This window comes from Bacillus sp. RC242 (assembly GCF_044908245.1).
GTDB lineage: Bacteria > Bacillota > Bacilli > Bacillales > Bacillaceae_G > Bacillus_A > Bacillus_A mycoides.
Genome location: NZ_JBIYCZ010000003.1, coordinates 253,434 through 276,622, shown reverse-complemented (window position 1 = coordinate 276,622; position 23,189 = coordinate 253,434). Strand labels below are relative to the sequence as shown.

Sequence of the window (23,189 nt, the reverse complement as noted above, 5' to 3'; positions counted from 1 at the left end):
TCGTTATGAAGCATCGTCTGCAAAGATAACCATCATTATTTGAAAATTATATTGAACTTACCTTTTTTTAATTGTGCAGATAATTTGCAGATATAAATAAGCATAAGTATTCTCCATTTGAACATATGATGAAATGAACGATAGGACAGGGAGGTATCATGATGCTTGCTTATACGTTAACTACCTTAACACTTTGTTGTATCTCGATTATTATTACATCATATATTTCTAAACGTAAGGGTACCCTAATGGAGTATATGGTATTTATTATGTCTTTTAGTATGAGTATCGGTTTAAGCATTGGTTTTTATTTAGGTATTCTATTTAAAGGAGAATTACTATATTCTACTTTGCTTGCTATTTTGATTAGTGGTTTTATTGGTTTTTTAGTCGGTCTACGTTTTCACCTGTATACTGCCTTAGAAGGAATGTTCTCTGGATTAATGGCAAGTATGATGGGAGCTATGATTACAGAAATGCTAAACGCTCAACAAGCTCATAGTATACTGTTCATTAGCCTCTTACTTACTATAACGATAACTATGTCATGTATGATTCAGCTTTTATCTGAAACCTTCTCTACTTATATCCATCGTGGGTTTCTATTATTGCTCTCAATTGGCGTAGTAATCATTGTTTCTGTATTTATAACATTCCCAGATTATGCTCCTCCACCTTCATCCGGACACAATCAACATATGCATTAACACTTGCAAACAAAATTAATAAAGCAGACGCTTTACAAGAGGCGAATATTTTAGGTATGCAAGATGCTTTCCTTGTAACGACTGTATTAGCAATTCTCGTATTTATTATGACGTTGTTTCTTAAGAAAAAATAACACTGTGACTTCTAAATAAGAAAAAATCAGCTGCAATGCTCTTCACAAAAAAAGGTAGGTTTGTGTATAATAAGAACTAATGTTCTTTCTAGAAAGACACTAAACCTGAATTACACTCATATATCAAAAAGAAGAGGATTGATATACTATGAAAATTGATAGACCAAAAATTTCACCAGAGTTATCTTCACGGAATTTTCAAGATATTTTTTATGAAGAAGATCCAACATTAGAAATGTGTGAAATTATAGACTCCACTTTCGAAAATGAATCTGTAGATAAAGTGCGCTTATATAATGCAGTGATAAAGAATTGTAAGTTCACTAATACAGACTTTAGCAATATTGATATCACAGATGTTTGTTTTGAAAACTGCGATTTATCAAATGTTAATTTAAGCAATTCTTCTGTTCACAGAGTTGAATTTAAAAATAGTAAATTAATTGGAGTTAACTTTACAGAATCTAGCTTAGGAAATGTTAAATTTGAGAATTCAATTTTGAATTTAGCGGCATTTGGAAATTCTAAACTAGAAAAAATTATATTTAATGAAACTTCATTAAATAATGCAGATTTCTTTGACTGTAAACTAAAAAAAGTTGAATTCCAATTATGTAGCCTTGACGAAGCTAATTTTGATCAAACATCACTGAAGGGGATAGATATTAGTTCTTCTAATTTTGATACACTTACAGTTTCAGTGAACGATTTAAGAGGATGTAAAGTATCAACATATCAAGCTGTTCAGTTCGCAACTCTATTAGGATTAATAATTAAAGATTAGTATTTCGAAGGTAGCACAGAACTCTATCCCGAATCATGGACTTTTTTAAGTGTCCACGATTCGAGGTGAAGTTCAAATACATTAGTGGTTACCTTTTTCTTATTATTTAACTACGGCCTGATTTCCCTTTATATGTTCATTATTTTCGCTCATAAACTCTTCGATTTCTTCAACTGATCTAATAATATCTGTTGACAAGTTTTCATACCCGTCTTTCGTTACAAGAATATCATCTTCAATACGAATACCAATTGATTCTTCCTCAATGTAAAGGCCAGGCTCTATCGTAATGACCATACCTGCTTCTAATACTCTATCTTTATACGTTCCTACATCATGCGTATCTAAACCTAGGAAGTGACTTACTCCATGATAATAGTATTTAGATAATTCCTCGTCTTCTTGAATTAAACCAATTGCTTTACACTCTTCTGCTAATACTTTTTTTGTATGCTCATTTAATGCAGCAAACTTTAATCCTGGCTTAATAAGTTCAGTTGTTTCTTTCAATGCTTTTAACACGATATTATATATTTGTTTTTGGCGACTCGAAAACGTTCCGCTAGCTGGGAATGTGTAACTAATATCAGCATTGTAATAGTCTTTTTGAGCACCTAAATCAAGCAGTACTAAATCACCATTTTGAATTTGTGCATCATTATCTTCATAATGAAGGACTGTAGCATTTTTACCACTCGCCAAAATTGTATTGAATGCATGATGTTTAATTCCAGATGATTTAAGCCTAAAATCAAAATGAGCTTCTAATTCATATTCCATCACATCTGCTTTTGCATGCTTCAGCACGTTATAAATACCCTCTTTAGTTACAGCAATCGCTTCTTTAATGATTTCAATTTCTTCTTCCGTTTTAAACACTCGTAATTCACAAATATGCGGATATACATTACCAATTAAAACGTGTGGATACTGTTCTCTTACATATTTAGCAAACTCTAACGTTTTCGTCTCAGTACCCTTCCACTCACGACGCTCTAAATCTAAATACAGATGCTTCACATTTTCTGTGAAAAGTGTATTTGCCATTGTCTTCTCAAAGCTTTCTATATATACAACTTTTTTTATGCCTGAAATTTGTTCTGCATCTTCTTTAGAAACTGTTTTACCGTCCCATTTTTCCATTACTGGATCTGATTTTTCAATGAAAAGAGTTTCTTCCACACTATTTCCAAACTTTTTCAACATGAAAATAATATTTGGCTCATCGATTCCCGTTAAATAGTAAAAATTTCGATTCGGCACAAATTTATAATGTGCATCGGCTGACATATGAGGTGCTTGCCCAGCAAATAAAATAGTAATAGATTCATCCGGTAATGTGTTTACTAATCGTTCTCTATTTTGAGCAAAAAATGTTGATTTCATAATAATCCCCCTAGCGTTCTATGTATAATTTTGAAACTAATTATCCAATATAATTCATTCTATTATTGTTATAATTTTTCGTCAATTAATAGTACTCATAGAGAAAAGAAAATCTTCATTACTAGGGCCCCTTCCACTCTAAATTATGCATACCACTCCACAATTTCTTGACATTTATTCCATATACTTAAAATCTCATATATATGGAAAGGAGTCTACAAAAGTGAAACATTATGTAGCAACAGGGTTAGCAATTACTTCTTTATTAATAATTACAGGATGTTCTAGCAATGCTGAAACAGCACCAGCTAAAAAAGAAACGGTGCAATCTCAGCCAAAAAATAAAGAAACAGCAACTACGATTCCGCAAAACTTCTATAAAGAAATTACATCTGGAAAAATCGAGCACATTCATGGAATTGGCTACGCGGGAAATATGCCTGGGGTTTCTATCGCAACTCACAGTGGTATAAAAGTTTATCAAAATGGTAAATGGTTTGAAACTACGACTGAGCTACATGATTACATGGGATTTCAGGCAACAAAGAATGGATTCGTTGCCAGCGGTCATCCTGAACCAGGTGCAAATTTAAAAAATCCTTTAGGGTTAATGAAAAGTTCTGATGGCGGTAATACCCTCGAAAAGCTAGCGTTTTATGGAGAATCTGATTTTCATAACCTTGCTGTCGGATATAATACGGAAGCAATTTATTTATACAATGAGCGTCCAAATTCTAAATTACAACAAGGTTTTTATTTCAGTACGAACAACGGACAAGATTGGAAAAATAGTAAATTAAACGGTCTTTCAAGTACAATTCATTCCTTTTCAGCACATCCAGATCAATCTAGTGTAGTCGCGGTAAGTGCTAAAGACGGTGTATATTTGTCTACAGATTATGGAAATACATTTGAACTATTTTCTAAACCAGTTGAATCGACCGCAGTTACATTAAGTAATGAAGACATTATCTATGCCTCTATTAATAAGCAAACTGAGCAACTAATTACGAAGAAATCAATTGCTACAAATGAAGAAACAAACTTACAGATTCCATCTTTAGATTCTAAAGATACAATTATGTACATATCACAAAATCCTCAAAATTCAGCTGAAATAGTTTTTGCTACAATGAAAGCAAATGTCTTTCTTTCTATGGATGACGGTAAAACGTGGAAGCAGATTACTAAAAATGGAACATTACAATATAACTAGTTAGAAAGGTGAATATAACGTGTTTTCAACAGTTAGCGAGTGGAGTTATCAACTCATGTCTCCTTTAATGGATATCGCGAATGCTACGAAATCAATTCCTCTTTTATTTGCGTTTTTATTAGGCATTGTAGGTACCCTTTCTCCTTGCCAATTAACAGGAAACATTAGCGCTATTACACTTTATCCCGCATTAACGGGCAGTAAAACTCCCACCTCAAAATTCGGATAGTACAAAGAAGTTAGGTGGGATATCAACTGCCCGTAAATGCCCGATTGGTTCAACTAATAATCAGTGGGGGATGAACAACCCCCCACTGATTAAAGTTTCACTTTATGGCAATCAATCTTTACAAAAGGGACATGCATGGAAACATATATTGTTATTCATTTTAGGAAAAATAATAGCTTTTACGACACTTGGACTATTAGTATGGTTCTTAGGAAAAGAGATTCAGCAAATATTAACTTTGTATTTCCCATGGTTACGAAAAATAATTGGACCTTTATTAATTTTAATGGGGCTAATGTTGGCAGGTATTATAAAAGGAAGAAGTTTCTTCTCGATCAAATTTATACGAAAACAAAATGAGGTTGGCTCATTTTTACTTGGATTCTCTTTTCCTTAGCCTTCTGTCCGACTATGTTCGTTCTATTTTTCGGAACGTTAATCCCTTTATCTTTCTCATCTAATTATGGATACTTGTTTCCGACATTCTTTTCGATAGGAACTGCTCTACCTATCGTTGTACTTATGTTCATCATCTCCTACCTTGGATTAAATGGGACTTTACTGAAAAAGAGCCGAAAAATAGGAAAAAACATTCAGCGTATAGCCGGTGTTCTCCTTATATTAATCGGGCTTTATGATACTGTCCTATATTGGTAATACACACAAAAGGTAAGCTTCAGTGAAATGAGCTTACCTTTTGTATCATTTTATTCATTTTTTCTTTTGTTGTAGTTGGCTTAGTAAATTCGTAACAAACGCCAGAAACAGTGCGTCATTTTCTTTTTTAGGTGACCATTGCATAATAAGTTGTCGTGGAATTTTAATTTCTATCGGTTGCACGATGAAGTCATGAATAATTTGTTTATGAAGTCCTGATAATGGAACGATTGTTATTCCTTTAACTTGTAAAGCCAGTGCTAACGCCGAACTAATTGTCTCTGATTCCATCACTTTATTAACTACTATTTCATTTTTCATCAAATATGGTTCAAGTCCTTCTTTACAACCAGAGAGCGGCATTATAAAAGGATAATTTTTCAACTCTTTCATTGTAAGACCAGATGGAACTGACTTAGAAGAAACCATAACATACGGATCTTCACCAATTACATCATAATGAAATCCTGGTATTAAATTTTCTTTTATAGAAATAGAAAAATCTGCACTTCCAGAAGACAGCCAATCTAACACTTCTTGATAGCTTCCTTCTCGAACTGCAAGCACATACTGACTTTGATCAAAATTACCTAGTTCGATACACTCCGCCAAACAATATACAGTAACTGAAGGATATGTAGCTAATACAATCTTATACAAGTTATTATTTTTTAATTGTAAAGCTGTTTCTTCAAGGTTTTCATACTCCATTAGAAGTCGATCTACACAAACTAAAAATTCTTTTCCATTTTCAGTTAAAACAGTTCCGTGTCTAGAGCGATCAAATAATGTTATAGCATATCGTTTCTCTAATTTGTTTACGATATGAGTTATAGCCGGCTGTGTCATATGTAACTCCTTAGCTGCTAAACTAATGCTGTTCAAACGAGCCACGTATTTAAAAACTTTAAAATCAAAAACGTTCATTCTGTTCTCCTTATATAAAAGTTATTTATATCATCTATAAATAAGCTTCATTATATTTATCAATCCACTTCATATACACTAATTATACATCATCAATATTACGAAAAAATAAACATATAAACATTAGAGGAGTGTTGATTAAATGAGTACTTACGTTTTAGTACATGGAGCATGGCAAGGTGAATGGGCATGGGATTTAGTAAAACCTCAACTAGAGGCTTTCGGACATACAGTTATTACACTAGACTTACCTGGAAGTGGGAAAGATACAACTCCATCACAAAATATAACATTAGATTCCTATGTTAATGCAGTAACAACTATTATAAATCAACAAAATGAAAAAGTTATTCTTGTTGGACATAGTATGGGTGGAATTGTGATCACTCAAACCGCTGAGCTTATACCAAATAAAATCGATAAATTAGTATATCTTTGTGCATTCTTGCCACAAAATGGAGAAAGTCTTGGTAGTAAGTTAGACGGAGAAGCTGGCCCACAATTCTCTATAAATGAGAATGACATGACCGCAGAACTTATACCAGAGTTGATTGAACAAACATTTTTAAATGCTACAGAAGACGGTTCTATTAAAGGAGCATCTTTTAATCAAATGCGTCCTCAACCACTAGGACCGTTCCAAAAAGAGCTGAAAATATCAGAAGAGAACTTTGGAACTGTAAATCGTATTTATATCGAAACAACTCTAGATAGAGCGATTCCGATTGATTTTCAGCGCCGAATGAATACAGAAACTCCTTGCACAAAAATAATTACTTTGGAAGCTGATCATTCACCATTCTTTTCTAAAACAACAGAACTTGTGAATCACTTACATGAATTAAGCTAAATCTTATATCTACCTTGTAGACACCCGCTTACTTTAATACGGGTGTCTACTTTTTTACACTTCTTGACATAGTCAAATAAAAAAGTTAAAATAACTATAAATTAGTAAGTAACTAATTTAAATTAAAATTAGAGGTGAACAAAATGAAAAACATTTTATTCCGTATTAACGAATTATCAAAAAAAGAAAAAGCATCTGGATTAACAGTTGATGAAAAACAAGAACAACAAATGTTGCGTCAAAACTATACAAAAACATTTCGCGGGAGCTTAGATTCCATTTTATTAAACACAAAAATCGTTGATCAAAATGGTCTTAACGTTACACCAGTTGCATTACAAGATGCTCAAATACGTTTAAAATTAAGCAAATGAAATCAAAGCTAAAAAAACAATCTTATAAAACATAAAAAGAGCTGAAATTCCTATATAGAAATTCCAGCTCTTTTTATTGTCTTTTCTAATTTAGTAAACGAGCGATACATCGCAATTCTCCACGATACAATCATCGCAAAAGCGAGTAAGAAAAACATTCCACTTAATTGGGTTAAATCAATCGACTGACTTAAATATGATTTTAATGCTACCCGGACAGCTAATAAACCAACTAAAATAAATATGAACGCTTTTGATGGTTTCATATATATGTCTTCGCCTCTTATTTCGAACTTAGATGTTTTAATAAGAAATATAGAGAAAATAAGTCCTACGCTAATTGCCTCTACTATTTCTAAAGACGTTAATCGAAACTCTGGTAAGAAGTACATCATTGCACCAGTGCTCATAAAAATTGGCGGTAATATAATTTTCTTTTTCGTTACCGGTTTTTTCGCTGACTTAAAGCGAAGAAACATAACTCCAACTGCCATACAAACCGCTACTATACTTGATAAAAGTGCTAAACTCATACTCTCCACTCCTATCTATTTAAAAGATTTTTTGAGCAAAATCATAAACCAAACGAGCCCAACACTTATAATGACATGACCTAATCCAGCCATATGGCTTAAACCATTAAAGTCAGTTCCATTTACTTGTAGAATACCTCTAAATACCATTGTAGCAATAGTAAAAATTAATCCTACATTATAAACAACAAACCACGCACGAAAACTTTTTGTTTCACGGACATTAAATACTTTAAATAGAGCTAAAGCGACCAAAAAGAATACAAAGCCGAGCACTAATACGTGTGTATGCACTAATTGCAACATAGTGGATCCTTTAATGCCTTGCGCTTTCGTATACTCTCTTGCAAATACACCTGATAATAAACCAATAATTAAGTAAATGAATGCTGCATTATATAATTTCTTCATCATATTCCTCCTGCTGTAGAACGACAATTTATATCGTCACTTTCCATATTCACTGCAATCATTTTACGCAAAGTTTATGAACGGAATATGAACAGATTATTACATTCTATTATTGAAAATAAAAAAGGCCATTCCACAACTATTAATTGTGGAATGGCCTTTTAACTTATTTTAAATCTTCAATTGAAAAGGCACCAGGCAGTAACTGCTCTACAGTCACTTCTTTTTCATCGCCTTTTACATTTGTTAGTAAAACTGGCATTTTCGGATCACAAAATTCAGCAATAACTTGTCTACAAGCACCACATGGTGAAATAGGTCCGTCAGTTTCTCCTGTAATGACTAAGTAACTAAAGTCGCGCTCACCTTCTGATACTGCTTTAAATATTGCTGTTCTTTCTGCACAGTTACATAAACCGTAAGAAGCGTTTTCTATATTACAACCAGTATAGATTTTACCTTCTTTTGTAACTAGCGCTGCACCAACAGGAAATTTAGAATACGGAATATACGCTTTCGATAACATCTTATTTGCTTCTTCGATATATTTTTTCTTATCCATATTATTTCCTCCTCAAAGTAAATGTAATTATGATTAGTCAGTAATAACTGTATGAACTAATTTAGGAGCCACTGCTGTTTCAGCGATAGAAATGTTCTCATAGATTTTTGCTTTTACATCTTCTACATTTTCGCGATTTGCATAAATCGTTACGAACGGCTCGCCTTCTTTTACTGCATCGCCAACTTTTTTACGTAACATTAATCCTACCGCTAAATCGATTTCATCTTCTTTTGTCGCACGACCTGCACCTAATAACATAGCTGCGATACCGATTTCATCTGCAACAATGTTTGAAATCACACCTGAAGTTTTTGCAGGTACATCAATTACATACTTCGCCTGTGGCATTTTTTCTGGATTATCTACAATTGAGCTGTCTCCGCCTTGGTTGCTTAAGAACTCTTTAAACTTCTCAGTTGCTTTTCCATTTTTCATCACTTCAATTAGCATTTCACGAGCTTCTTCTAATGTATTTGCTTTTTTCGCAAGTACGACCATTTGGCTTCCTAATACAAGTACTAATTCTGTTAAATCTTCTGGACCTTCGCCTTTTAAAGTATCAATTGCTTCCTTCACTTCTAGAGCGTTACCAATCGCAAAACCAAGAGGTTGTGACATATCTGAAATTACTGCCATCGTTTGACGTCCAACATTATTTCCGATACGTACCATTGCATGAGCTAATTCTTTTGCATCTTCTTCGGTTTTCATAAATGCACCAGCACCTGTTTTTACATCAAGTACGATTGCATCAGCACCAGCTGCAATTTTTTTACTCATAATTGAACTTGCAATTAGAGGAATTGAATTTACTGTTCCTGTTACATCACGTAATGCATAAATCTTTTTATCAGCAGGTGTTAAGTTTCCTGTTTGTCCGATAACAGCCACTTTGTCACGGTTTACAATATCAATGAACTGTTCTTTCGTAATTTCAACGTGGAATCCTTCTACCGCTTCTAATTTATCAATTGTCCCGCCCGTATGTCCTAAACCACGACCAGACATTTTTGCTACTGGTACATCTAAAGCAGCGACTAATGGTCCTAATACTAATGTTGTTGTATCACCAACACCGCCAGTTGAATGCTTATCTACTTTAATGCCTTCAATTGCTGATAAGTCGATTGTTTCTCCAGACTCAACCATTGCCATCGTTAAATCTGCACGTTCACGATCCGTCATATCTTTAAAGAAAATTGCCATTGCAAGTGCACTCGCTTGATAGTCAGGAATACTTCCATCTGTATAACCGTTAATAAAGAAATTAATTTCTTCAGTTGTTAATTCTTTTCCATCACGTTTTTTCGCAATAATATCTACCATTCTCATTACAATCACCATTCCTTTTTATATTATATGAATCTGTTAAAATAATAAGCCAACGATTGTTGCTGATAAGAAACTTACTAATGTTGCACCGAAAAGTAATTTCAAACCAAATCTTGCGACTACATTCCCTTGTTTTTCATTTAAGCTCTTAACTGCCCCAGCAATAATTCCAATTGAAGAGAAGTTTGCAAATGAAACTAAGAATACAGATATAATCGCTGTCGTTCTATCTGAGAAATTAAAGTTTCCTTTTGCTAAATCTGTCATCGCAACAAATTCATTTGATACAAGTTTTGTCGCCATAATATTCCCTGCGTTAACTGCTTCATGCCATGGAACACCCATAATAAATGCAAATGGTGCAAATACATAACCAAGAATTTCTTGGAATGAGATACCGATTACACCTTTAAATACTGCATTAATGAATGCGATAAGGGCAACGAAACCGATTAACATAGCTGCTACTGTAATCGCAACTTTAAATCCATCTATAATGTATTCCCCTAATACTTCAAAGAATGTCTTTTTCTCTTCTTCTTGTACTTCTAACATATCTTCTTCTTCAGTAACTTCATACGGGTTAATGATAGAAGCAATAATGAAGCCACCGAATAAGTTAAGCACTAAAGCGGTTACAACATATTGCGGTTTTAATAACACCATATATGATCCAACGATAGACATAGATACTGTAGACATTGCAGATGCACATAATGTATACATTCTTTTCTCTGGCAATAATCCTAGTTGTTTCTTAACTGAAATAAACACTTCAGATTGTCCTAAAATCGCAGAAGCTACCGCGTTATATGATTCGAGTTTCCCCATCCCATTTACTTTACTTAATACTAGACCGATAGATTTCACAATAATAGGTAATACTTTAATGTGTTGCAAAATACCTATTAAAGCTGATATAAATACGATTGGCATTAATACACTTAAAAAGAATGAAAACTCTTTTTGATTTACTAATCCACCAAATACGAAATTCACACCATCAGCGGCATATTTTAATAATTCTCCAAAACCATCTGCTATTCCGCTAATTAATATATTCCCTACGCTTGTATTTAATAATAAAAACCCCAAAATGAATTGTAATATAACCATCGTTATGATTGGGCGATATTTGACTTTCTTTCTATCATTACTAGCAAGCCAAGCGATACCTAAAATCAATACGAGGCCTAAAACACCGATTAAGTATTTCATAAGCCGTCTCCTCCCATTCGTATCCGCTTACATTCTTTTCAATTGTTAAAGCAATAGATACACTTTACTTTAAACGTGTATCTATTGCTTTTCACACTTTATTAATTAGTAATTATCTGTAGCACCTTTTGCATCATTTAATACGATTGCAACACTAGCACTTGCTCCAACGCGAGAAGCTCCAGCCTCTACCATTTTGTCTGCATCTTCACGTGTACGAACGCCGCCAGATGCTTTCACGCCAACGTTTGGTCCAACTGTTTTACGCATTAATGCGATATCTTCTGCAGTTGCTCCGCCAGTTGAGAATCCAGTTGAAGTTTTTACGAAATCAGCGCCAGCTTTTACTGATAATTCACAAGCACGAACTTTTTCTTCATCTGTTAGAAGGCAAGTTTCAATGATTACTTTTACAAGAGCTTTTCCTTTTGCTGCTTGTACTACTTCATAAATGTCTTTTTCAACGAACTCATTGTCGCCATCTTTTAAAGCACCTACGTTGATTACCATATCAACTTCAGTTGCACCTTTTGCGATAGCATCTTTTGTTTCGAATGCTTTTGTTTCAGTAGTGCTTGCTCCTAATGGGAAACCGATTACAGTACAAACGTCTACATCATGTCCAGCTAATTCTTCAGCAGCTAGCTTTACCCATGTAGGATTAATACAAACTGAAGCAAATTTGTATTGCTTTGCCTCTTCGATTACTTTCATAACATCTTCTTTTGTAGAATTTGGTTTTAAAATTGTATGGTCAATTAACTTTGCAATGTTCATTATCTTCACTCCTCATATCTTTTAACAACTTCATTCTAACTCTTAGTTGAACAAATGTAAATACACTTTTGAACTTTTGTTCATTCTTTTTTAGAAGGGAATTTCTAGTAATACATTGAAAGTAGTATAAGCTTGTAAATAAAGGATGTGAACCACTTGTTTAAGTCAAAATTCTTTATATTCACATTGCTAGTATGCACCTCACTATCCATATTTATTTTTTATAAAAGGGATGTTATTTTCCAAGAAGGAAACCCAGTTCCATTTGCTTTAGCTATGTCTAAGATGGTTATTCAAGATAAAGAAATGGTGGAAGTAGAACTGATAGATAATCAATACCCCTACTTAGTAAAGCGCGGAAAAATGGAACCTTTTATCGATATGATGGAGCAAGATGGCTGGAGTTTTGTAGATAGAGATATTATGGCTAACTCACTAATTTTTGAAAAAGGAGATCAATCAAAGAGCGTTCCTTACAAATACTTTACAAGGTACTACACATTGATTTATTCATACTAAAAATAAAAGGCTTTCTCAAAATTAATATTTTGAGAAAGCCTTTTATTTCTAACCTTTTTGATAATGTAACAATTCTTTCGCTGTATGCTGATCTATAATTAGTACATTTGCATACCCGCCACGTAACGCACCGTCAATTGCTTTTATTTTTCTATTACCACCTGCAACTAAAATAGAACGTTTCTTTAATTTAAGTTCCTCTAACTCAATTCCAATTGTACGCTTATTAATTTCTTCGCTACTAATATTTCCGTCTCCATCAAAGAAACGTGAACAAATGTCACCGACAGCTTGTTCTTTCAAAATGTTCGTTTCATCCTTATCTAAATATCCTAATCGGAATAATAACGCTTCATCACGCACTGTTCCAACAGTGAAAATTGCAATATTTGCTTGTTTCCCCATTTCAATAATGTGATGAATATGTCTATCTTGCTCCACTAATTCTTTTGTCACCGCATTATCAAATATAACTGGAAGAGGTAGATTTCTTGGCGTCGTTTGAAAAGCATCTGCAAATAACGCGATTGTTTCATTCGCATATGTATTTACACTTGAGTGACTAATGCCACCTTTTAACTGGACAACCTCTACACCTTTCACATGTTGCGGTACGATTTTTCTAGCGATTTCATACATCGTCATTCCCCAGCTTACACCAACGATATCACCAGTTTTCACTGTCTTTTCCATATACTCAGCTGCATATTTACTAATATACTCCGTAATCGTTGCATATTCTGGTACTGGAGAAAATACGACATGCGCTTCTAACAGGTTATACTTTTCTTTAAGTAAATTCCCAACGTTATCTAAGTCAGCAAATGGATCAGCTATACTAATTTGAACAAATCCTTTTTCTTTCGCATACTTCAATAATCTAGAAATCGTCGGTCTTGAAATATTTAATTTATTAGCAATTTCTTGCTGACTATAATCTGATTGATAATATAATCTTGCAACTTCAACGCTTAATTGTTGTTTATCCTTATCCATAGTAACTCATTACATATCCTTTCCTGTATTTCCTTTTCGTTACAAGCATTATACAGCTTTATGCAAAAAAATTCGACTCCCTTATTTATCAACCTAAACTTCTACTCCACTTAGGATTTACAATGAAACTTTTATTTTTTAGCTTCATACACTCGATACAAATGATCTTGAATCAGATAAAGTGAAACTTTAATCAGTGGGGGTTTTGTTCATCCCCCACTGATTATTAGCCCTCACCAATCGGGCTTTTACGGGCAGTCCGACTCCCACCTAACTCCCTCGTATTCGCCGAATTTTGAGGTGGGAGTCTTACTGCCCGCAAATAGCGGGATAAATCGATTCATATTTAATTCATTCTTTTTGTTCTTTCTGTAGTAACAATAACAAACATTAAATATCGTTTATGGAACTTCCTTAACGTACGGTAAAGCCAAGTTTTTTAATATAGAAATTCCTTAGCGTGCGAAATTCACGTTTTGATGGCGAGACCCCATCGCCATCAAGCTAAAATTTTATAGTACCCCCAGAACGAAATTTTGTGCTACTTGTAACAAAAAAGCACATTTTTTCGTTTTGGGGAGCAACCAAATTCTTAACTTGATGGTGATGGGATATTTACTTTTCTGAGCTTGATAGCGATGGACGATATCCCTATTACGTAATGATTGTTAGACGTCCAATTTGATTACACTCTTCAGCGAACCAAAGATCGCCATCCGGACAAAACGTGATACCATGTGGCTCTGCATTATTTGTAGGTATCGTATATTCCGTAATAACTCCTTCAACTGTAATACGGCTGATTTGGTTACCTCCCCATTCTGTGAACCAAAGATCTCTGTTCTTCCCAGGTATTATGGCATGAGGACGAGCGTTCGGCGTCGGTATAACAAATTCTTTGATCTCACCTTCGAACGTAATTCTACCAATTTTATTGCCTATGATTTGCACAAACCATATTGCTCCATCTGGGCCGCTCGCAATTCCAACTGGCCCGGAGTTGGGTGTTGGGATTGGATATTCTTTGACCTCACCTTTAGTGGTTATTCTCCCAATCCTATTGTTCTGATTCTGTGTAAACCATAATGCACCGTCTGATCCCAGAGTAATAAAAGAGGGAAATGATTTGGAGTTAGGCAATTCAAACTCGGTGATTTCCCCTGACTTTGTTATTCTTCCGATCCTACCATTATTCATTTCTGTAAACCATATTGCTCCATCTGGGCCTTCCGTTATGCCAAAAGGTGCAGCGTTCGTTGTAGGGAGTACATATTCTTCAAAAAGACCGTTCATCGACATTTTACCGATCTTGCTTGAGTTATATTCCGTAAACCATAAGTCACCGGTCTGGTCCGAGATAATTGACATAGCTCCTGCATTTGCTGTCGGAATGGGAAAAGAATTTATTTCACCAGTAGCATTTATTCTACCAATTCGATTCCCTTTCTGTTCCGTAAACCACAATGCTCCGTCTTTTCCTACGGTTATTCCATATGGTCCTGAATCTATTTCATTGACCACATATTCTTGTATCGTGATCCTCATATCATTTCCTCCCATTGAAAATTTTGAGTCTTGTTTTTCGGTATAATTTAGTTTTAAAAAGGACATTCCTGGTATTACAGTGGATGCCCTTTTTGCTAAATTATAAGATATTTTGTTAGAATTCAAAGTCTAGAATCATTTTACTGGTTTGACCTGTAAACTTATAATTATAGGACCCTTTCAGGCTTTCTAATTCACCAGTAGCTTTGATGATTGTTGCAGGGGAATCTAGATTTCCTTTATCAAATATCCCTTGCTCTATAGCTATAAATGTCCCTCGTTTTCCCTTATAAATTCCTTCGAAATGTAAAAATCCAGAAATTTTAGCAGTAGCCAAGTGACCATCATCTATAGTTGATTCTAAATAATATAATAAATATTCAACAAAAGCTTTTCCTTTTAATTCACCGTCAATATCATATTCGACATGGGCAATATTAATAGGGAAATCTTTTCTAGTTTCATTGACTGGCTTTTCATCCCATTTACTTACTGTAAATGTTACTTCCATACGCGTAAACCTCCCTTCATCATTAGATGAGTAATCTACCTCCAGTATATCACCTAAAAAGTACCATCAATAATTATATCTCATAGGAGTGTTTCTAAAGTAACGGATGCTGCTGGTAAGACCCTGTTAAGAGCAAAAGACGACTTATTTTTTGTTCTTCTTGTATGACATTGAAAGTAAATTTTTATTTAACAGTTTACTTTCATTTTTATTAAAAAAGAACACGTAGAAATTACTACATGTTCTTTATGAGACGGTTCATTTTTAAATATTACGTATCTTCTAGATTTTTCTTATTATATAGTTGTGTCCTTCTATTTCTTTTCCCTCATTTCAACAGCAAAGTTCATGATCTCTTCCTCTGTTAATTTTTCTTCAGTGGTTAAGATCGGACGGATTACTCTATACGTTTCTTAATTATTTCAATTGTACTAGAAATTGTGAATTAAAAAAGAGAGCCGTAGCCCTCACTTTCAATTAATAGCAATTAAGGATGCTTCGAGGGTATTTAATAGCCTACATTTTAAGGAATGTAGGCTAAGTAATATAAGTTAATCTGTTATTAATTTTGAATAAATACTTAGATCAATAAACTTTTCATTAGATTTTTCACACTTTCTCATTGTCCCTTCGAATGTAAAGTTTAACTTTTGTAAGACTTTTATTGAATTGATGTTTTCAGATTCAACTTTTGCTTCTATTCTATTGAATTCTAAAGTACTAAACGCATAATCCATTAAAGAGAGAATGGCTTCTGGCGCATACCCCTTACCCCAAAAAGCTTTACTAATATCGTAACCAATTTCTGCTTTGGCGTTTTTGAAATCAAATGAATTATAACCACAAGAACCGATAATTTCATTTGATTCTAATTCAATTATTGAATAACGAATAGCTCTGTTTTCCCGAGATAACTTATCAAGCATTTCAATCATATCTACCGCTTGGCTTTCATCAGTAAAACTATTGATATTCATAAATTTTGTAACTTCTGGATCCGCCCAAATTGTAAACATGCTAGCTGAGTCTGATACTTTCATTTTTCTTAAAACTAATCTTTCGGTTTGTAGTTCTGTAATCAATATTTTTACCTCCATTATGTTTTTATTTTGGGGTCAAGATATTGATATCTGCGCATAGTTCAGTCCCTTCGTGTTTCAAGATAATATTATTATAAAAGCTATAAAGGATGAACCAATAAATTTCAAAAATTTGGTTATGTCACAGTTTATGACAACTGCGTAATAAAGAAAAATGAAACAATTTTATTGTGATTTTTAAACATCTTTAATTTTATTCTTATTTACCGTTCGTTGAGAGCAATTATTTTTTAGTTGCTGTATTTCCCATTGCAATAGAAATTCTATTCCAACTGTTGATTTGATTAATTACCAGAACAAGGTCAACATATTGTTTCTCGTCATAGTGTTCACGTACTCGCTTATATAGGTCTTCAGGAACTCTTTTAGTGGGAATTAGAGTAATATGCTCAGATAGTTCAAGAGCAACTTTCTCTTCAGGTGTATAAAAATCACATTCATTCCAAGCATTCAAGCAATAAATTCGTTGTTCGGTTTCACCTATCTTACGGGCATCTGATGTATGCATATCCATGCAGAAAGCACAACCGTTAATTTGAGAGACTCTAATCTTTATAAGTTCTCTAGTAATTCGATTAATTGTAGATTTCTTAGTGTACTTCTCCATATCCATCATAATTTTCATGCCATCAGGTGCAACATCATAGTAGGAAATTCTTTGACTCATAAGGCAAGACCTCCTTTGATTTTAAGATACTTATAATTATACCTTCATACGAACATTCGTGCTATTTTTTTGTTTGTAAAGCATTCGAAATCAAAGAGAATTTCAGTTATAGACAGTATAATTAGTTGTTTCATGGTACGTAAATATCGCAAATGAGTAACCGTATTTTCCAAACAAATATTTTCACTTTTTAATTACTTTATTATTACCGTCAGAATAAATTGAATAACTCTATTAATTTTTAAATGATTTTATTATAAATGAAACAATTTTATTATCACCAAACAACTACATAATTTTGATCAAACTTTATTCGAAAGCTACAGTGTTTTTATCTTCCTATAGTTATTTATGGGGATTTAGTTAATTTTTTCGTTTTGGAGAACAACTAATTTCTTAGCTTGATAAGCATGTGACGAGACCCCCTGCCCGTCAAGCTAAAGTTTTAATGTACCCCCAAAATAAAAATTTTCTTTCACTACAGTTAATTACTTTGAGAAGTCAGCGGATTTTTTCATTTTAGGGGGATTTTGTTTTGTTAGCTTGATAGTGATGGGATACAGCCAACATTTTGGAAGTTTTATATGCTAAGCGAATTTTAACCTAAAAAAGTCGAATTCCTGTACGTTAAGTGAAGTGGCATTTCATTCACATAATCCCTATTATCTGAAGTTAATAAAGTCTGTTACACTCTCTTCTTTAAAAACGTTTCCATAATATCCTTCTTGAATCTTTTATAATCAAGCTGAAAAGCTACATTATGCGTTTTATAGCCTGGATTAGTAGCAAAACGAAAGTCTGCAATACTTTGACCAAATCCTTCTCCTTGATCAGGAATTACTTTAATGGGTACTCTTGAAAGGCCAACAGCCTCTTGATTCAGCAAATACCACACTGTTACAAAATCATGCATAGGGCTTCCACTTATACCAGGATTAGACTTAGAGTAGAATTTATAATAATAGTCTAACATAGGTTTGATGATGAGTCCTGCAAGATCCTGTGTATTCCGATGAAATGCATCGATTTGCTGGACCATTTCGGGTGTAACAATCGCATGTTGAGTCACATTTAAAGGAATAATTGTCAAGTTCTTTGCATGCTGCAGAATTAAGTTTGCTGCATAAGGGTCTGAGTAAAAGTTAGCTTCAGCCACAGCAGTTACGTTACCTGGATAGAAAAAAGCTCCCCCCATGCAAATACATTCTCTTACGTTTCGCATTGTTTCTAAATTCAACACAAAAGTCGTAGCTAGCGAAGAAAGTCTTCCTAAATTGATAATTGTAAGATCTTCTAAATTTGATTCTATAATTTGATAAATATCATTTAAAGGATAAACTGGATATGAAATTTCAGGGGGAATGATAGGTCCTAATCCGACTTTTCCATGTACCTCAGGGAAATACTGAATCAATATACCTGTCAACGGTACAGAAGCACCAAGGAATACGGGTATCTCTTCTCTTCCCGCAATGTACTTCAAATAGTTAATATTTCTTATTGCATTTTCTCTGGATACATTTCCATAATCGGCTACAATTCCTACAAGTTGAATGTCTTTACGAAAAAAAGTGTACAGTATAGCAAACGCATCATCAATCCCCAAATCTGTAAACAGGAGAACCTTTTTTTTCATATCTCTTCCTCCAAAATCTATAGAATCCTACTTTCACTAATGATGTAGTGATCAGACTAAGCTTGTATGTATATATTTTATGTATTCTTAAAGAGTGGATTCTATTCACTTGAAATAGCTTTGCTCATCTAAATTTGATATTATGTTCAAGCGTAAGTTTCTGTTCTTAAGTTCATAGGCATGGTGTGCTATCCCATGCCCATCAACTTAAGAATTTTTTAACACCCCAAAACGAAAAAACAAGTTAAATTCTCATAGATAACTATCTTATAATTAATTATATAATTTATTTTGCAATATGATAATATAAAGATATTACACTTAAAAGAGGGGATTCAAATTGGTTAAAAACTTACCTTTACTAATAGTTATTTTAATACTAGATGTAAGTTCTTCTACATTAAGTACGAACGGATACTTTTCTCCAGTTATAGAATGGTCTTTAATGATTATAAGTATTATTTTAAACATTACTGCAGTTATAGGCTTATCACTACACGTCTTTGTATATCAACCTATGAAAAGATTTGAAAAAATTAAAATGAAATCTTCAAATAAAATAATTATATTTGAGGTAACACCACCTCGCCATCGAGTGTTGATTTAGAAAAAAGTTTAATTATAAATATTTTATGATATTCAATAAATTTAACTTATAAAAATATTTTTATTCTTATTCAACTATCCTGCCCCGTTAGTTTAAGTACATTTCTTCACAATTTTTACAGTGATAGTAACATAAATACCCAACAAAAAATCATCTCCCCTCTAGAAATCTATAATGGTAGTTTTAGAATAAGTGAATAAGAGAAATAACCACCATTGATTATTTCTCTTTTCATATACATATTTATTTTTGGAAAAATAACCTAACTCCAAATACTAATAATACTGTGCCAGTAATACCCTCTATTGTACGGTTCACTTTTTCTTTTCGTAAAAAAGTTCTTAATTGACGTATTAGTGAGATATAAAGTAAATACCATATTGCTGTCAAAGTCGTAAATGTGAGTCCTAACAAAAGAAATTGGAAGAGATGACTTTGATTGCTCACAATAAATTGGGGTAGAAAACTTAGGAAAAACACAGCAGTTTTTGGGTTTAAGATTGCCGTGGTAAATCCTTGTCTAAAACTTTTAATCGTTCCAATATCCTTAGAGTTCATTTCCACTGAACCTGACATATCTTCTTTTTTAGACAAGGCACTTTTAATTGACTTTACAGCTAAGTAAATTAAGTAAAAAGCCCCAGCATATTTTATAAATGTAAATAACATCGCAAATTTCATTAGGATGGCAGAAAGTCCTAGTGTAGCCATTATTGTATGAATCATCATTCCAGATACCGTTCCTAAGACGGTCTTTATCCCACCATTTTTACCATGCGAGATAGTGTTTTTTGTAACTAAGGCAAAACCGGGACCAGGCATTATTATGATTAGGATTGCTGTAAGGATAAATAACAAATAATTTTCCATGTTCTAGTATTTCCTTTCCAATTTTTAGTTTTGCCTATAGTATAGCTTTTTTACTTAAAATATTAAATATAAAAAGCGTGATCAGGAGTTTATCGAGGTTATTAGTATCAATTTGACCAAACATTATCCTAAAGTTACATTGATAAAATGCACGGCAAACTTATGGGTAAAATTACAGGACGGCTCTCACAAAAAACGGGATAAAAAAAATAAACAGTGGAACTACTCCGCTGTTTATTTCGCCACGCCTTCATGTAATTTTTCTGTATAATCTTTTACATCCTTCCAGCTATCTTTCGCTGTATTTAAATCTTCTTTTATAAACGTAAATTCTTCTGGACTCATTCCTTTTACGTTTTGTAGTAAGTTATTATATTTCGCACCTACTGTATACCATTGATTTGATATGTTTTGCAGTGCTGTAATTGCTGCATCAATTGTTTCTGTCATATTTGTTGTTTTATTTTTCACATCAGTCAAAATTGCGACTTCTGCTTGTGTTCCAGAAATTCTATCTTTTAAATTGGCTATTTCTCTTTCTGCATTTGCGATATCTTTTTTCGCAATCGCAATCATCGGTCCGCCAGCAAGACATGTTATTAATGCTACGCAAAGTACACCACCAGCGATAACCATATCATTACTCTTTTTAATTGAATCGTTATATGTATTTATTTGTTGCTCTAATGCTGGAATACCAGCATTAGTACTCGCCAAAATCGAGGTTAATTGATTTGTATCCTCTTTAAAACTATTTGTATCTTTCGCCATTCTATCGCGAAATGCTTTTAAATTCCCTAATAAAATATCTACTTCGTTTTGATTCTTTAAAATGTCCGCATACAACTTTTCTAAATCCACTTTTAATTTACCGCTATCCTTTTGATCAATCGCTACTAGCATGCTATTATAGTACGCTTGAAAAGTATTATTGTAATTAATAATGTTTTGATCCGTTTTCATAATTTGAGGCTTCATATTATTTAACCAATACGCCGCATTAATTTTTGCATCTCTTTGGTGCTGAATCATATGCCCTCTTAAATTACCATTAATCGAACTTATTTTACTCAAATCAGTCTCTTGCTGATTTTGAATTAATTTTGCATATGAATCCATTGCGAATATGCTCGATGTCGTTTGCGCCATTACATCTTGGAACCCTGCTGGTCCGAGAGAATAATTTTTTGCACTCTCTTGTAATGTTTTTACGTTTTGTTCCGCTGCAAAAGGATGTAAAGGAAGCACATTACTCGTTGCCACTCCAGCAATCATTATTGCTAAAAGACATTTCTTATAAAATCTTTTCTCCATACTTTTCACCTATTCTCTTTATAAGGATATCAAAAGCTCCTGCTCACAACTGAACAGGAGCTTCAACTCATTCATCAATACTTAACGCTCTAACGATTCGTATTCGATTATGCTTTTTTCGTATCTACTACTTTAATGTCTTCAGCATAAATTTTTTCTGCATAGTCTTTAATGTTTTTCCAGCTATCTTTAGCTATATTCAAGTCTTCCTTAATGAAAACAAGGTCGTTTGGACTAATAGAGTCTACATTTTGAAGTAATGAATTATATTTCGATCCCATTGTATACCATTGGTTTGAAATATTTTGCAACGCTGTAATTGCAGTATCAATCGTATTTGTTAAATACTCAGTTTGTGTTTTAATGTTCGTTAATCCTGCTACTTCTAATTGCGCAGTTGTAACTTGTCCTGTTATCTTTTGAATTTCTGCTTGTGCATTATCCAGCTCTTTCTTCGCTAATACGATTCCAGCTGTTCCACCACCTACAGCTGCTGTACCACCTGCAATTAATGCGATTCCTAGCGGCGTTCCTGCACCAGTAGCAATAACTACTGCACCACCGATAATTGCAATTGGGCCTAAAGCTGTCGCAACAGATGAACCGATAATAATTGCATTATATTTACTAATTGCTTCATTATACGTTGTAATTTGATTTTGCAGAAGCGGAATTCCAGCATCTTGACTAGCCAAGATAGATGTAATTTGATTTGCATCTCCCTTGAAATTTTGAGTATCCGACGTCATTTTATTTCGGAATTTCTTTAAGTCTTCTACTAACTTATCTACTTGCGCTTTATTTTCAGTAATACTACTTGATAATCTGGTTAGACCTTTCGTAAGAGTTGCTTTATCCTTTGCATCAACCGCAGCAACTAAAGTATCATAATAGTTTTGGAATTTCGTATTGTAATTAATGATATTTTGATTTGTTGAAATAAGCTGTGGCTTCAATACATCTAGCCATTGTTGTGCATTCCCTCTAGCTGTATCTTGATGCTGAATCACTTTACCTTTTAAAGCTGCATCAACTGACGATACATTACCAAAGTTAACATTACCTTGTTTAATAATTGTTAAAGCGTACAGATCCATTACTAAAGCGTTTGAACCTGTTCTTTCCATCGCATCTTTCAGGCCTTCTGGTCCTAATGAATATTCTTCGTAGTCATTATAAGCTTTTGCTACAGCATGAACTGGAGCTTGTTTCACTGTACTTTCAGCTGCATACGTATGGGCCGGCATAATATTCCCTGCTGCAAATACTGCCATAAGTGCTGATAGAGCCATTACTTTATAAGGTTTTTTTGTCATTTTTCTTC

26 protein-coding genes and 1 pseudogene are annotated in these 23,189 nt (G+C 33.5%); 10 read left to right on the top strand and 17 right to left on the bottom strand.

Features of this window, described 5'->3' with window-relative positions; all coding sequences use genetic code 11:
* Positions 1-161: 161 nt before the first annotated feature.
* Positions 162-707: a hypothetical protein gene (locus tag ABH957_RS08285; protein WP_377895446.1), complete on the top strand. Its 546-nt coding sequence runs from the start codon at positions 162-164 to the stop codon at positions 705-707.
* A 282-nt stretch (positions 708-989) separates the two neighbouring features.
* A complete protein-coding gene (locus ABH957_RS08280) occupies positions 990-1,625 on the top strand; it encodes a pentapeptide repeat-containing protein (protein ID WP_002148795.1) in 636 nt (211 codons plus the stop codon).
* A gap of 102 nt (positions 1,626-1,727) precedes the next feature.
* Here the strand turns inward: ABH957_RS08280 and ABH957_RS08275 are convergent, their stop codons facing one another.
* Positions 1,728-3,011 carry an aminopeptidase P family protein gene (locus ABH957_RS08275; protein ID WP_404456367.1) on the bottom strand — a complete coding sequence of 428 codons (1,284 nt, stop codon included), beginning with the start codon at positions 3,009-3,011 and terminating at the stop codon, positions 1,728-1,730.
* A gap of 223 nt (positions 3,012-3,234) precedes the next feature.
* On the opposite strand from ABH957_RS08275, the gene ABH957_RS08270 reads away from it, so the two are divergent.
* The 4 genes and pseudogenes from ABH957_RS08270 to ABH957_RS08255 all read left to right on the top strand — a co-directional run bounded on the left by ABH957_RS08270 (position 3,235) and on the right by ABH957_RS08255 (position 5,113).
* Positions 3,235-4,227, top strand: a complete 993-nt coding sequence (locus tag ABH957_RS08270) for a F510_1955 family glycosylhydrolase (protein ID WP_002126844.1) — start codon at positions 3,235-3,237, stop codon at positions 4,225-4,227.
* Positions 4,228-4,246: 19 nt separating this feature from the next.
* Positions 4,247-4,423 (top strand): annotated as a pseudogene (locus tag ABH957_RS08265) (sulfite exporter TauE/SafE family protein); the annotation flags it as partial.
* Positions 4,424-4,526: 103 nt separating this feature from the next.
* Entirely contained in the window at positions 4,527-4,853 is a 327-nt protein-coding gene (locus ABH957_RS08260; RefSeq protein ID WP_404510949.1) for a cytochrome c biogenesis CcdA family protein, read from the top strand.
* A gap of 14 nt (positions 4,854-4,867) precedes the next feature.
* Positions 4,868-5,113, top strand: coding sequence for an urease accessory protein UreH domain-containing protein (locus ABH957_RS08255; RefSeq protein WP_003188550.1), 246 nt, complete (start codon positions 4,868-4,870; stop codon positions 5,111-5,113).
* Between the two features lie 54 nt (positions 5,114-5,167).
* Here ABH957_RS08255 and ABH957_RS08250 read toward each other — a convergent pair whose 3' ends face one another.
* Positions 5,168-6,040, bottom strand: a complete 873-nt coding sequence (locus ABH957_RS08250; protein ID WP_404456364.1) for a LysR family transcriptional regulator — start codon at positions 6,038-6,040, stop codon at positions 5,168-5,170.
* A 142-nt stretch (positions 6,041-6,182) separates the two neighbouring features.
* Here ABH957_RS08250 and ABH957_RS08245 point away from each other — a divergent pair, with 142 nt between their 5' ends.
* Complete coding sequence (locus ABH957_RS08245; protein ID WP_404456361.1) at positions 6,183-6,890, top strand: alpha/beta fold hydrolase; 708 nt, start codon at positions 6,183-6,185, stop codon at positions 6,888-6,890.
* 143 nt (positions 6,891-7,033) lie between these two features.
* Positions 7,034-7,264 carry a DUF896 domain-containing protein gene (locus ABH957_RS08240; protein WP_061689763.1) on the top strand — a complete coding sequence of 77 codons (231 nt, stop codon included), beginning with the start codon at positions 7,034-7,036 and terminating at the stop codon, positions 7,262-7,264.
* A gap of 50 nt (positions 7,265-7,314) precedes the next feature.
* Here the strand turns inward: ABH957_RS08240 and ABH957_RS08235 are convergent, their stop codons facing one another.
* From ABH957_RS08235 to deoC, 6 genes are all read right to left on the bottom strand, one after another.
* Complete coding sequence (locus ABH957_RS08235) at positions 7,315-7,797, bottom strand: CcdC family protein (RefSeq protein ID WP_002012104.1); 483 nt, start codon at positions 7,795-7,797, stop codon at positions 7,315-7,317.
* Between the two features lie 15 nt (positions 7,798-7,812).
* Positions 7,813-8,208 carry a DUF2871 domain-containing protein gene (locus ABH957_RS08230; protein WP_000737878.1) on the bottom strand — a complete coding sequence of 132 codons (396 nt, stop codon included), beginning with the start codon at positions 8,206-8,208 and terminating at the stop codon, positions 7,813-7,815.
* A gap of 166 nt (positions 8,209-8,374) precedes the next feature.
* Positions 8,375-8,770 (bottom strand): cytidine deaminase, encoded by a 396-nt coding sequence (locus ABH957_RS08225; RefSeq protein ID WP_000358532.1) that lies wholly within the window; start codon positions 8,768-8,770, stop codon positions 8,375-8,377.
* Between the two features lie 33 nt (positions 8,771-8,803).
* On the bottom strand, positions 8,804-10,105 hold the full coding sequence (locus ABH957_RS08220; RefSeq protein ID WP_002165965.1) for a pyrimidine-nucleoside phosphorylase: 1,302 nt from the start codon (positions 10,103-10,105) through the stop codon (positions 8,804-8,806).
* Positions 10,106-10,141: 36 nt separating this feature from the next.
* Entirely contained in the window at positions 10,142-11,323 is a 1,182-nt protein-coding gene (locus ABH957_RS08215; protein ID WP_000876193.1) for a NupC/NupG family nucleoside CNT transporter, read from the bottom strand.
* A gap of 105 nt (positions 11,324-11,428) precedes the next feature.
* A complete protein-coding gene (deoC, locus tag ABH957_RS08210) occupies positions 11,429-12,100 on the bottom strand; it encodes a deoxyribose-phosphate aldolase (RefSeq protein ID WP_002012110.1) in 672 nt (223 codons plus the stop codon).
* Between the two features lie 156 nt (positions 12,101-12,256).
* Between deoC and ABH957_RS08205 the strand changes: the two genes are divergently transcribed.
* On the top strand, positions 12,257-12,619 hold the full coding sequence (locus ABH957_RS08205; RefSeq protein WP_404510947.1) for a hypothetical protein: 363 nt from the start codon (positions 12,257-12,259) through the stop codon (positions 12,617-12,619).
* Positions 12,620-12,667: 48 nt separating this feature from the next.
* Here ABH957_RS08205 and ABH957_RS08200 read toward each other — a convergent pair whose 3' ends face one another.
* From ABH957_RS08200 to ABH957_RS08175, 6 genes are all read right to left on the bottom strand, one after another.
* The gene (locus ABH957_RS08200) at positions 12,668-13,615 is read right to left on the bottom strand and encodes a DNA-binding transcriptional repressor DeoR (protein ID WP_000356572.1); all 948 of its coding nucleotides are present in this window, start codon (positions 13,613-13,615) and stop codon (positions 12,668-12,670) included.
* A 654-nt stretch (positions 13,616-14,269) separates the two neighbouring features.
* Positions 14,270-15,160 carry a Vgb family protein gene (locus ABH957_RS08195; RefSeq protein ID WP_001223216.1) on the bottom strand — a complete coding sequence of 297 codons (891 nt, stop codon included), beginning with the start codon at positions 15,158-15,160 and terminating at the stop codon, positions 14,270-14,272.
* Positions 15,161-15,275: 115 nt separating this feature from the next.
* A complete protein-coding gene (locus ABH957_RS08190; RefSeq protein ID WP_002126833.1) occupies positions 15,276-15,671 on the bottom strand; it encodes a DUF3224 domain-containing protein in 396 nt (131 codons plus the stop codon).
* Positions 15,672-16,222: 551 nt separating this feature from the next.
* Positions 16,223-16,753: a GNAT family N-acetyltransferase gene (locus tag ABH957_RS08185; protein ID WP_002126830.1), complete on the bottom strand. Its 531-nt coding sequence runs from the start codon at positions 16,751-16,753 to the stop codon at positions 16,223-16,225.
* 241 nt (positions 16,754-16,994) lie between these two features.
* The gene (locus ABH957_RS08180) at positions 16,995-17,438 is read right to left on the bottom strand and encodes a carboxymuconolactone decarboxylase family protein (protein WP_000083030.1); all 444 of its coding nucleotides are present in this window, start codon (positions 17,436-17,438) and stop codon (positions 16,995-16,997) included.
* Positions 17,439-18,123: 685 nt separating this feature from the next.
* The gene (locus ABH957_RS08175) at positions 18,124-19,074 is read right to left on the bottom strand and encodes a nucleoside hydrolase (RefSeq protein WP_002126827.1); all 951 of its coding nucleotides are present in this window, start codon (positions 19,072-19,074) and stop codon (positions 18,124-18,126) included.
* 340 nt (positions 19,075-19,414) lie between these two features.
* Here ABH957_RS08175 and ABH957_RS08170 point away from each other — a divergent pair, with 340 nt between their 5' ends.
* Positions 19,415-19,681, top strand: coding sequence for a hypothetical protein (locus ABH957_RS08170; RefSeq protein ID WP_002126826.1), 267 nt, complete (start codon positions 19,415-19,417; stop codon positions 19,679-19,681).
* Positions 19,682-19,924: 243 nt separating this feature from the next.
* On the opposite strand, the gene ABH957_RS08165 is transcribed toward ABH957_RS08170, so the two are convergent.
* The 3 genes from ABH957_RS08165 to nheB form a co-directional block, all read right to left on the bottom strand.
* The gene (locus ABH957_RS08165) at positions 19,925-20,551 is read right to left on the bottom strand and encodes a LysE family translocator (RefSeq protein WP_404510945.1); all 627 of its coding nucleotides are present in this window, start codon (positions 20,549-20,551) and stop codon (positions 19,925-19,927) included.
* Between the two features lie 234 nt (positions 20,552-20,785).
* On the bottom strand, positions 20,786-21,865 hold the full coding sequence (gene nheC, locus ABH957_RS08160) for a non-hemolytic enterotoxin subunit C (RefSeq protein ID WP_404510943.1): 1,080 nt from the start codon (positions 21,863-21,865) through the stop codon (positions 20,786-20,788).
* Between the two features lie 107 nt (positions 21,866-21,972).
* Entirely contained in the window at positions 21,973-23,181 is a 1,209-nt protein-coding gene (gene nheB / locus ABH957_RS08155; RefSeq protein ID WP_016092835.1) for a non-hemolytic enterotoxin NHE subunit B, read from the bottom strand.
* Between the last annotated feature and the right edge of the window lie 8 nt (positions 23,182-23,189).